Origin of the sequence: Devosia insulae DS-56, assembly GCF_000970465.2 — a bacterium.
In the GTDB taxonomy this organism is placed as follows: Bacteria; Pseudomonadota; Alphaproteobacteria; order Rhizobiales; family Devosiaceae; genus Devosia_A; species Devosia_A insulae.
Genome location: NZ_LAJE02000220.1, coordinates 1 through 11,327, shown reverse-complemented (window position 1 = coordinate 11,327; position 11,327 = coordinate 1). Strand labels below are relative to the sequence as shown.

Below are 11,327 nucleotides of genomic sequence, written 5' to 3'. Positions count from 1 at the left end.
CCCTGTCCCTCCCCCCTTGCGGGGGAGGGACAGGGTGGGGGGTGCGGTTCCCGAGCCAAGCTATCCCCACGCCATATGCGATAGCCCTCCCCTCAAGGGGGAGGGAGGCGCTTGCTGCGCTATCGGTGATTGGGGAGGCGCCCCATGCGCTCTGACGCTCCCCGCGCCCCCTGGGGGCTGAAGCTTGCTGCCGGCGCCGGGCTGTTCTTCATGCTGGCGCCGATCGCGCTGATCTTTCTTTATGCCTTCTCCTCGGAGGAGCGGACCTATCAATGGCCGCCGCCGGGGCTGACGATGAAATGGTTTGCCGTGACCTGGAACCGGCCCGATGTGTGGCAGGCGCTGACGCTGTCGGTGCAGGTGGCGGCGATTTCGACGGCCATCGCGCTGGTGCTCGGGACGCTCTGCGCCGCGGCGGTTTCGGGCACGCGGTTCTTCGGGCGCGAGACGATTTCGCTGCTGGTGATCCTGCCCATTGCGCTGCCCGGCATTATCACCGGTATATCGCTGCGTTCAGCGTTCAGCCTGATGGAGATCCCGTTCTCGTTCTGGACGATTGTGCTGGGGCACGCGACCTTCTGTATCGTCGTTGTCTACAACAATGCGGTGGCGCGCTTCCGGCGCACCTCGGGCTCGATGATCGAGGCCGCGATGGATCTCGGCGCCGACAAGTTCCAGACTTTTCGCTACGTGATCCTCCCCAATATCGGCACGGCGCTGCTCGCCGGCGGCATGCTGGCCTTTGCGCTCAGCTTCGACGAAGTGATCGTCACCACTTTCACCGCCGGCCAGCAGCAGACGCTGCCGATCTGGATGCTCGAGGAGCTGGTGCGGCCGCGGCAGCGCCCGGTGACCAATGTGGTCGCCATGGTGGTGGTGATCGTGACGCTGCTGCCGATCCTGCTGGCGTTCTACTTCAGCCGCGGTGGTGACCAGACGGTGGCGGGGATGGGGAAGTGATGGGCCGGCGCGTGGGCCACCCCTCATCCGGGCTTCGCCCACCTTCTCCCACAAGGGGAGAAGGGTCCTCCACGAACATCTCAGTCGGGCCTTCTCCCTTGATGGTCAGCGGACGAGGACGGAGGCCCTCGCCGCGAGGTGGGCGAAGCCCGGATGAGGGTGGAGCCACACGCACTATAGGTAGAGTTAGGGAGAGACATCAATGCACACCGAAATGCTGATCGGCTCGCGCTTCGAGGCGGGGACGGAAACCGAGGAGCAGGTGCTCAATCCCAGAACCGGGGAGCTGATCCGGGGGATTCCTGAGGCATCACTCAACCAGATCGACGCGGCCGTGCTGGCGGCCGAGAAGGCCTTCGCCACGTGGTCGCGGACCACGCCGGGGCAGCGCTCGAATTACCTGCTCAAGATCGCGCAGGCAATCGAGGACGATGCCGATGGCTTTGCGGCGCTCGAGGCGCTGAACTGCGGCAAGCCGATCAATGCGGTCAAGAACGACGAGATCCCGGCGATCGTCGATTGCTGGCGCTTCTTTGCCGGTGCGGTGCGCAACATGCAGGGCTCGATCGCCGGGGAATACCTGCCGGGCCACACCTCGATGGTGCGGCGCGACCCGATCGGTATCGTCGGCTCGATCGCGCCGTGGAACTACCCGCTGATGATGATGGCGTGGAAGCTGGCGCCGGCCATCGCGGGCGGCAATACGGTGGTCTACAAGCCATCCGAGCAGACGCCGCTGACGGCGCTCAAGCTCGCGAAAGTCTTCGCCGAGGTGCTGCCCGAGGGGGTGGTCAATGTCATCCTCGGACGTGGCGACAGCGTCGGCAACGCGCTGATCAACCACCCCAAGATCAACATGATCTCGATCACCGGCGACGTGGCGACCGGCAAGAAAGTACTGCAGGCGGCGGCCAAATCGGTGAAGCGCACGCATCTCGAACTGGGCGGCAAGGCGCCGGTGATCGTCTATGACGATGCCGACCTCGAGGCGGTGGTGAGCGGGCTCAAGGCCTTCGGCTACTACAATGCCGGGCAGGATTGCACCGCGGCCTGCCGCATCTATGCCGGCCCGAAAATCCACGACAAGCTGGTGGCCGACCTCAGCTCGGCGGTCAACTCGATCCAGTACAATCAGGCCGATGACACGCTCAACGAGATCGGGCCACTGATTTCGAAGCGCCAGCGCGACCGGGTGGCGAGCTTCGTCGAGCGGGCGTCCGAGCTGCCGCATATCAAGATCACCGCCGGTGGCCATGTGTCGGGCGACCGGGGCTTTTTCTACGAGCCGACAGTGATCGCCGGAGCGCTGCAGCAGGACGAGATCGTGCGGCGCGAGGTGTTCGGACCGGTGGTGTCGGTCACCCGCTTCACTGACCCCGAAGATGCCGTCGCCTGGGCCAATGACAGCGACTATGGCCTCGCGTCATCGGTGTGGACCAAGGATGTCTCGAAGGCGATGCAGACCGCGGCGCGGCTGCAATATGGGTGCACGTGGATCAACACGCATTTCATGCTGGTCAACGAGATGCCGCATGGCGGGCTGAAGCAGTCGGGCTATGGCAAGGACATGTCGGTCTATGCGCTCGAGGACTATACGGCAGTCCGGCATGTGATGATCAATCACGGGTAGGCTTGGCGTAGGGGCAGGGCGTCGTCAGCCGGTGTGCTTGGCGCCCCTCACCCCAGCCCTCTCCCCAAAGGGGCGAGGGGGCGATAGGGGCACCGGCGGCGCAAAGTGCGTCCCCTCGCCCCTCTGGGGAGAGGGTCAGGGTGAGGGGCAGCCAAGCACACCGGCCTAAGCCGCCGCCACCCCGCTCGCCAGGTGCGAGCGGATATCCAGCTCGGTGCTTTTCAAATGTGCCCGCATCGCATCTACCGCGGCGCGTTGGTCGCCGGCGCGGATGGCGTCAAGGATGGCCTGGTGGGCTTCCACGGTTTCGACGCGGCCGGCGCCGCGCAGCGTCTGGCCGCGCCGGCTCATCACGAAGCTTTCGCGCAAGGGCTTGGCCATGGCTTCGAAGATGAAAGCGATGACGCGGTTGCCGCTCGCCATGGCGATGGCTTCATGGAACTGCAGGTCGCTTTCGTGGAAGCGCGCTTCGGCCTCGGGGTTTTCGCCATCGGCCGCTTCGGCCGCCGAGGCGCGCATGTCGCGCATAGCGGCGTCGATGGCCTGGACGCCGGCGCGGCTGGCGCGCTTGGCGGCGAGCCCGGATGACAGCGATTCCATCGCCATGCGCAGTTCGATCAGGTCGAACAGCCCCTTGGGGTCGTTCCGGACGATCGAGACCAGCAGCGCCGCGAACACTGAACTGTCGGGCTCGCGCACCACGGCGCGACGGCCGCGACCGATATGCAGCAAGCCGCGCCCGACCAGCATCTTCACTGCTTCGCGCACCGTCAGGCGGCTGACCTCGAAGCGGCTGGCGATATCGGCCTCGCTCGGGATGCTGGCACCCGGGGCGAGGTCCCGCAGGATGATTTCGGTCAGCTCGTTGGCCACCCTCTCGGCTGCCGTCAGCGGGTAATCCTCCGGGCCGGCGTTCACGTCGCTACGGGCCATTCCCCTCACACCTATCTGATATGTTCTATGGCACCGACGCGAACTTTGTCGTCTGTCCGGTGCCCTCCTCAACGCTGAATTGTAATGCAGACATAGCAATTTGGGCAAGGATGAATGCTTCTCGGGCGACGCTCAGACAGCCAATCGGCGGACATCTTTACAGCGATATCTGATTACTCTAGGTTCCGCCGGCGCGTTGGAGGACGCGCGAAATGCCCCGGCTACGGGGCGTTTGGGAGGCGTCGCCACCGGGTGCCCGGCAGGCGATCTGACCGGCGCAGTCTGACAGCTGCGATGGTCTGTCTCCCGTCCACTCTCCTCCCCGCGGGCGGCACGTCCCGATCGCGGTTCCGTCACCAAGGTTTACCCGGGAGGAAACCAGTGAAAGCCGTTAAGCTTTTTATGACCGCCATCACCGTGGGCGCCATCGCGCTCTCCGGCCAGGCGTTTGCCCAGGACAAGGGCGCCATCGGCATTGCCATGCCGACCAAGTCGTCGCTCCGTTGGATCTCGGACGGTGACTCGCTGAAGGCCGCCCTTGAGGGCAAGGGCTACAGCGTCGACCTGCAATATGCCGAAGACGATATCCCGAACCAGCTCGCCCAGATCGAGAACATGGTGACCAAGGGCGTGAAGGCCCTGGTGATCGCGTCGATCGACGGCACGACGCTTTCGGCCGTGCTGCAACAGGCTGCCGATTCCGGCATCAAGGTCATCGCCTATGACCGCCTGATCCGCGAAAGCGCCAATGTCGACTACTACACCACCTTCGACAACTTCCAGGTCGGCGTGCTGCAGGCCAACTCGCTGGTCAAGGGCCTGAAGGAACGCTTCCCAAGCACCAAGCCGTGGAACGTCGAACTGTTCGGCGGCTCGCCCGACGACAACAACGCCTTCTTCTTCTACGATGGCGCGATGAGCGTCATCCAGCCGCTGATCGACTCGGGCGACGTGGTGATCAAGTCCGGCCAGACCGGCATGGACAAGGTCGGCACGCTCCGTTGGGACGGCGCCGTGGCGCAGGCCCGCATGGACAACATCCTTTCGGCCAATTACTCGGACGGCAGCCGCGTCGATGGCGTGCTGGCTCCCTATGACGGGCTCAGCCGCGGCATCATCTCGTCGCTGCGCGGCGTTGGTTACGGTTCGGCCGACCAGCCGTGGCCGATCATCACCGGGCAGGACGCGGAAGTTCCGTCGGTGAAGGCGATCATCGCCGGCGAGCAGTATTCGACCGTGTTCAAGGACACCCGCGAACTGGCCGCCACCACGGCCGCGCTCGTCGACACCGTCGTCGGCGGCGGCACCCCGGAAGGTCTCGACACCAAGACCTACGACAATGGCGTCAAGGTCGTGCCGTCGATCCTGCTGGTTCCGCACGACGTCGATGCCACCAACTACAAGGCGTTGGTCGTCGACTCGGGCTACATCAAGGAATCCGACCTCCAGTAAGGTCGAAGCCTTCGGAAGGGCCTCGCTCAGCAGCGGGGCCCTTTCGGCATTCTATCCCCTCAAGTAAACTTCATCCGCCAAGTAAAATCCGGCCCCCGCGGCGCCATCCGGCGACCGGGACCAAGCAGAAGGCCGCCCATGACCGACACCATTCCGGAGATGCGCGACACGATCCTGCAGATGCGTGACATCACCAAGACTTTTCCTGGTGTGAAGGCGCTGCAGAACGTCAACCTGGACGTGAAGGCCGGTGAGATTCACGCCATCGTCGGCGAGAATGGCGCCGGCAAATCGACGCTGATGAAGGTGCTTTCCGGCGTCTACCCGCATGGCTCCTATGAGGGCCAGATCATCTACAATGGCGAGGAATGCGCTTTCCGCTCGATCCGCGACAGCGAGCACAAGGGCATCGTCATCATCCACCAGGAGCTGGCGCTGGTGCCGCTCTTGTCGATCGCCGAGAACATCTATCTGGGCAATGAGCGCGCCAATGCCGGCATCGTCGATTGGGACGAGACACGTGAAGGCGCCCGCGCCGTGCTCAGGAAAGTCGGCCTCAACGAAGACCCCGATACGCTGGTCACCAATATCGGCACGGGCAAGCAGCAGCTGGTCGAGATCGCCAAGGCGCTTTCGAAGGAAGTGAAGCTGCTGATCCTCGACGAGCCCACCGCCAGCCTCTCCGAAAAGGACAGCGCGGCGTTGCTCGACCTGTTGCTCGGCTTCAAGGCGCAGGGCATTTCCTGCATCCTGATCTCGCACAAGCTCAACGAGGTCTCGAAGGTTTCAGACCGGATCACGGTGATCCGCGACGGCCGCACCATCGAGACGCTGAACAAAGCCGATATCACCGAGGACCGGATCATCACCTCGATGGTCGGCCGGCCGCTCGAAGATCGCTACCCGGCCCGCACGCCTGAGATCGGCGAGGTGGTGTTCGAGGTGAAGAACTGGTCGGTCTACCACCCGCAGCACCGCGACAGGCAGGTGATCAAGGGCATCGACCTGAATGTGCGCAAGGGGGAGGTGGTCGGCATTGCCGGGCTGATGGGCTCGGGCCGCACCGAATTCGCGATGAGCCTCTTCGGCAAGTCCTATGGTGTGAAGGTCACAGGCGAGGTGCTGCTGCACGGCAAGAAGGTCGATACCTCGACGGTCGAAAAGGCCGTGTCGCATGGCATTGCCTATGCCACCGAGGATCGGAAGACTTTTGGGCTCAACCTCATCGACCACATCAAGCACAACACCACGCTGGCCAACCTCTGGGGCGTGTCGCGCTGGGGCGTCATCGACGACCTGGCCGAGCTCGATGTGGCGAACGACTATCGCAAGAAGACCAATATCCGGTCCTCGAGCGTCTACCAGACGGTGGGGAACCTGTCGGGCGGCAACCAGCAGAAGGTGGTGCTGTCCAAGTGGCTGTTCGCCAACCCCGAAGTGCTGATCCTCGATGAGCCGACCCGCGGCATCGACGTCGGCGCCAAGTACGAAATCTACAGCATCATCAACCAGCTCGCCGCGCAGGGCAAAGCCATCCTCGTCATCTCCTCGGAGATGCCGGAGCTGCTCGGCATCACCGACCGCGTCTACGTGATGAACGAGGGCCGGCTGGTCGGCGAAATGCCGACCGCCGAGGCGAGCCAGGAAAAGATCATGCGCGCCATCGTGCGCGCCGAAGGGAAAGTTGCATCATGACGACCGAAACCGCACCGCAGGCTGCAACCCCGGCAGAAGCCGCCGCGCCGCTTTCGATCTGGGGCGCCCTGCAGGCGAACCTGCGCGAATACGGCCTGCTGCTGGTGCTGATCCTGATCATGCTGTTCTTCCAGTGGACGACCGGCGGCGTACTGTTCAAGCCGCTGAACCTCACAAATATCGTCCTGCAGAACAGCTACATCATCGTGATGGCGCTGGGCATGCTGCTGGTGATCGTCGCCGGCCATATCGACCTCAGCGTCGGCTCGGTGTCGGGCTTTATCGGCGCGCTGGCGGCCATGCTGATGGTCGGCTGGAAGTTCCCGCCGGAGCTGGCGTTCCTCGCCAACCCGATCGTTGCCGGGCTCATCTGCCTCGTGATCGGGGCGGCGATCGGCGCGGCGCAAGGCTACCTGATCGCGTACTATCGCATCCCGAGCTTCATCGTGACGCTGGCCGGCATGCTGATCTTCAAGGGCCTGTCACTCTCCATTCTCGCCGGCCAGTCGGTCGGCCCGTTCCCGGCCGAGTTCCAGCTGCTGTCGGCAGGCTTCATCCCCGATTTCATCGGGGCGATTACCCTCATACCGGCGAGCCAGGGCGTGCAGCCCTTGGTGCTGCACGGGGCGACGCTCGCCATCGGCATCGTCGCCGTGGTCGGCATGATCCTCTTGTCGATCCGCACCCGCGCCCGGCGCACGGCGCGCGGCTATGAGAGCGAGCCGTTCGCACTGTTTGCCGCCAAGAACATCGTCATCGCGGCGCTGGTGCTGTTCTTCACCTATATGCTGGCCTCATACAAAGGCCTGCCGAACGTCCTGGTGGTGATGGGCATCCTGATCGCCGGCTTCGTCTTCCTCACCAAGCGCCTCACCTTCGGTCGCCGCATCTATGCCATCGGCGGCAACCCCAAGGCGGCGGCGCTGTCGGGCATCAAGACCGAGCGGCTGACCTTCTACATCTTCGCCATCATGGGGGCGCTCGCGGCGCTCGCCGGCATGATCTACGCCGCCCGCCTCAACTCGGCGACGCCGAAGGCAGGGCAGGGGCTCGAGCTCGACGTGATCGCGGCGGTGTTCATCGGCGGCGCCTCGGCGCTGGGCGGCGTCGGCCAGGTCGCCGGCGCAGTGATCGGCGCCTTCATCATGGGCGTGTTGAACAACGGCATGTCGATCATGGGCATCAACATCGACCTGCAGCAGATGATCAAAGGCGTGGTGCTGCTCGCCGCGGTGTTCTTCGACTTGTACAACAAGAACAAGGCGTAGGCGGTCGGATGGCTCCCCACGCCCCCCTCTCTGGCGAAAACTAAGGACTTAGCTGCGCTAAGCCCAAGTTTTCGCTTTCTCCCCCGCCAAGGGGGAGCGTCCCGACTGCTGCACCGAAGCAAGTGGAAGCCGCCGATCATCTCCCCCCTTGCGGGGGAGAAAGCGATTTCTTGGGCTTAGCCCTTCGCTAAGCCTTAGAAATCGCAAGAGAGGGGATCCTGGAGGGCACGGTGGTTCAGGCCATCCTCCATCCCCAATCACTGTTGGACGCCGCAACATTTTCCCGCATCCCGCCCTAGCGAGCCGCGGCCAGGTATGGTTTTGTCCGCCGCGCATTGTAACGTTGCAACGAGGATATTTCGCATGGCTCTCTCCATCGAGCAGCGGCTGGACCGGATCAGGGTGCGGCTGGATGAGCTCACCTGGTGGCGGGAGCGCGAGACACTGCCGGTGGGCGGCTGGACGCTGAACGGCAAGCCGATCGAAGTGGGTGCGCCGTGGCCGAGCCGCGACGGGGTGCAGAGCTTTGCGGCCGGCGTTTCGGTGCCCTCGAGCTGGCCGATCGCCGAGACGCGGCTGTTCCTCGATTTGGGTGGCGAAGCGCTGGCGACGCTGATCTATGCCGATGACAATGTCGGCTTCGGCAACGACCCGTACCACAAGGAGTTCCCGGTGCGGGCCCATGATTTCCGCATCGAGGCGGAAGCCGTGGCGCGGCTGCCGTTCGGCGAACCGGTGCGGAAACCGCACCTGAACGACGCCAGACTCTACTGGCTCGATGGCGCCATCGATGCGTTCCGCCTGCGGTTGAGCCAGGTGCACGAAGCGGCGACGGAGCTCGGCGAGCACGAGGTGGTGCCGCACCTCGTCGCTGTGGCGGAGGAAGCGTTCTACGGGCTCGAATGGCCGTCGGGGACGGAGGATTATGTCGCGCGCTTTGCGCCGCAGCGCGGCCAGCAGCGGATCTGGCAATTGCCGCCGCTCAAGGACAACCCGGCGCCGCTGAGCGAAGAGCAGCGCCAGAGCGTCATCAAGGCGGATCTGAAGCTGATCGAGCGCTTACGCGAGCTGCAGCAGCGTTTCCCGCAGCAGGGCGAGATCGCGCTCACCGGGCACGCCCATATCGATCTCGCCTGGCTCTGGCCCTATGCCGAGACGCGGCGGAAAATGCGCCGCACCTTCTCGACGGCAGTGACGCTGATGGAAGGGAGCAACGAGTACCTGGCGCAATCGGGCTTCCGCTTCAACCAGTCGACGGCGCATTACTACGCGCAGATCGAGGAAGACGATCCGGCGCTGTTCCAGAAGATCAAGGCCAAGGTTTCGGCCGGTGGCTGGGAGACGGTCGGCGGCATGTGGGTCGAGCCCGACACCAATATGCCCACCGGCGAGAGCCTGACGCGGCAGATCCTCTACGGGCAGCGCTATTTCCAGCAGAAGTTCGGGGTCAAGCACCGGGTGTGCTGGCTGCCCGACTGCTTCGGCTTCTCCGGCGGGCTGCCGCAGCTGTTGAAACAAGGCGGTATCGACTCGTTCTTCACCATCAAGGTGAACTGGAACGACACCAACACCATCCCGGCTGACCTGTTCTGGTGGGAGGGGATCGATGGCTCGCGGGTGTTGACCCACACCTTCAACAACCCCTGGCACGGCTATAACGGGGCGGTGAACCCGCTCAGCATTCTGAAGACCTGGCGCAACTTCATGCAGAAGCCGCAGCACCCGACCTCGCTGCTCGCCGTGGGCTATGGCGATGGCGGTGGCGGGGTGACGCCGGAATATGTCGAGCGCGAAATGCAGCTCCGTGATTTCCCGGTGCTGCCGAAGGCGCGCTGGAGCCGGGTCGAGGATTTCTTCGCCGCAGCGCACGAGACCGGCAAGAAGACCGAGCTGCCGGTGTGGCAGGGCGATATCTATCTCGAGCTGCACCGCGCCACGCTCACCACGCAGAGCGCCACCAAGAAGGCGCACCGGCAGGCCGAGCGCGCGCTGATCACCGCCGAGACGCTGGCCTCGCTGGCGGCGCTGCTCGGCGGCGAACAGCCGGAGAGCCTCGAGCATATCTGGCGCGTGGTGCTGAAGAACGAGTTCCACGACATCCTGCCCGGCTCGTCAATCGCCGAGGTGTACGAGGATGCCGAGCGCGAGCTGAATGACGCGGTCGGCCGGGCCCTGGCGCGCCAGCAGATGGCGATGTCGGTGATCGTCAACCGCATCCCCAACGGCGATGTGCATGACGCGGTGATCGTGGTGAACCCCTCGCTCAGCCGCCGGCCGGTGCGAGTGACGCTGTCGGACGGCACGCATTTCTCGAGTTCCGACGTGATGGCGCCGCTCGGCATCAAGGTGTTCACCCGGGCGACGCTCGAGCCGGTCGCGGGCCTGTCGGTGAGCGAGAGCCATCTCGAGAACGCCCATATCCGCGCCACGATCGGGCTCGATGGCACCGTCACCAGCCTCATCCACAAGGCGACCGGGCGCGAGGCGCTTGCCGGGCGCGGCAACCAGCTCTGGGTCTATCCGTCCGACAAGCCGCGCGACTGGGATGCCTGGGACATCGAAGAGGATTACGCCAAGAAGGGCATCGAGCTGAACCGGCCCGAGAGCATCAAGGTGGTCGAGGATACGCCGGCGCGCGCCGCGATCCGCATCGTTCGCCGCTTCCGCGCCTCGACGGTGACGCAGACCTACATCCTCGAGGCCAACGGCGTGCGTCTCGATATCGCGACCGAGATCGACTGGCACGATCGGCATTGCCTCTTGCGGACGCAGACGCCGGTGGCGGTGCGGGCGGCGCACGCGACGTTCGAGCATGCCAACGGGGTGGTGCAGCGCACCACGCACAACAATACCAGCTGGGACCAGGCGCAGTTCGAAGTGCCGGGACATCGCTTCCTCGATATGAGCGAGCCCGGCTTCGGCGTGGCGCTGCTGAACGACGCCAAGTACGGGCACAGCGCCAAGGGCAATGTGCTGGGCCTCAGCCTCGTCCGCTCGCCGGTCTATCCGGACCCCTTGGCCGACGAGGGCGGGCAGCGCTTCACCTACGCGCTCTATCCGCATGCCGGTGAATGGCACGAGGGCCGGGTGCGCGAGGAGGCGGAAGACCTGAACCAGCCGATGCTGGCGGCCATCGCGGGCGGCGTGGCCGCGGCGCATTACGAGCCGATCGGGGTAGATGGTATTCCGGCGGCGCTGTCGGGGCTGAAGCCGGCCGAGGATGGCAACGGGCTGGTGCTGCGGGTGTACGAGCCGTCAGGCCGGCGCGGCGATTTTGCGGTGCAGGTGCCGGAGGGGTGGAAGCTGGGGGAGGGGCTCGGCATTGGCGAGGAGCGGATGGGGGGGGGCGAGGGGGGGGGGCTCAGGCGGGTCGAGGTGAGGAGGTGGCG

General features: G+C 64.9%; 7 protein-coding genes. 6 read left to right on the top strand and 1 reads right to left on the bottom strand.

Going from position 1 to position 11,327, the window contains the following annotated elements:
* The first annotated feature begins 144 nt into the window (after positions 1-144).
* Positions 145-960: an ABC transporter permease gene (locus VW23_RS15875; protein WP_069910521.1), complete on the top strand. Its 816-nt coding sequence runs from the start codon at positions 145-147 to the stop codon at positions 958-960.
* 202 nt (positions 961-1,162) lie between these two features.
* Positions 1,163-2,590: a gamma-aminobutyraldehyde dehydrogenase gene (locus tag VW23_RS15870; RefSeq protein WP_069910520.1), complete on the top strand. Its 1,428-nt coding sequence runs from the start codon at positions 1,163-1,165 to the stop codon at positions 2,588-2,590.
* A 165-nt stretch (positions 2,591-2,755) separates the two neighbouring features.
* On the opposite strand, the gene VW23_RS15865 is transcribed toward VW23_RS15870, so the two are convergent.
* Positions 2,756-3,523 (bottom strand): FadR/GntR family transcriptional regulator, encoded by a 768-nt coding sequence (locus tag VW23_RS15865; protein WP_084646205.1) that lies wholly within the window; start codon positions 3,521-3,523, stop codon positions 2,756-2,758.
* A 402-nt stretch (positions 3,524-3,925) separates the two neighbouring features.
* Between VW23_RS15865 and chvE the strand changes: the two genes are divergently transcribed.
* The 4 genes from chvE to VW23_RS15845 all read left to right on the top strand — a co-directional run.
* Complete coding sequence (chvE, locus tag VW23_RS15860; RefSeq protein ID WP_141728360.1) at positions 3,926-4,975, top strand: multiple monosaccharide ABC transporter substrate-binding protein; 1,050 nt, start codon at positions 3,926-3,928, stop codon at positions 4,973-4,975.
* A gap of 159 nt (positions 4,976-5,134) precedes the next feature.
* A complete protein-coding gene (gene mmsA, locus VW23_RS15855) occupies positions 5,135-6,670 on the top strand; it encodes a multiple monosaccharide ABC transporter ATP-binding protein (protein ID WP_069910522.1) in 1,536 nt (511 codons plus the stop codon).
* A complete protein-coding gene (mmsB, locus tag VW23_RS15850; RefSeq protein ID WP_069910518.1) occupies positions 6,667-7,938 on the top strand; it encodes a multiple monosaccharide ABC transporter permease in 1,272 nt (423 codons plus the stop codon). The genes mmsA and mmsB overlap by 4 nt, the downstream gene beginning before the upstream one ends.
* Positions 7,939-8,301: 363 nt before the next feature.
* Positions 8,302-11,327 (top strand): alpha-mannosidase (locus tag VW23_RS15845; protein ID WP_069910517.1); only part of this gene is annotated, 3,026 nt, incomplete at its 3' end.

What these genes read in the sequence shown, in the direction of transcription:
- VW23_RS15870 (WP_069910520.1), top strand. Translation starts at nt 1,163, where the DNA reads ATGCACACCGAAATGCTGATCGGCTCGCGCTTCGAGGCGGGGACGGAA.
- VW23_RS15865 (WP_084646205.1), bottom strand. Translation starts at nt 3,523, where the DNA reads ATGGCCCGTAGCGACGTGAACGCCGGCCCGGAGGATTACCCGCTGACG.
- chvE (WP_141728360.1), top strand. Translation starts at nt 3,926, where the DNA reads ATGACCGCCATCACCGTGGGCGCCATCGCGCTCTCCGGCCAGGCGTTT.
- VW23_RS15875 (WP_069910521.1), top strand. Translation starts at nt 145, where the DNA reads ATGCGCTCTGACGCTCCCCGCGCCCCCTGGGGGCTGAAGCTTGCTGCC.
- mmsA (WP_069910522.1), top strand. Translation starts at nt 5,135, where the DNA reads ATGCGCGACACGATCCTGCAGATGCGTGACATCACCAAGACTTTTCCT.
- mmsB (WP_069910518.1), top strand. Translation starts at nt 6,667, where the DNA reads ATGACGACCGAAACCGCACCGCAGGCTGCAACCCCGGCAGAAGCCGCC.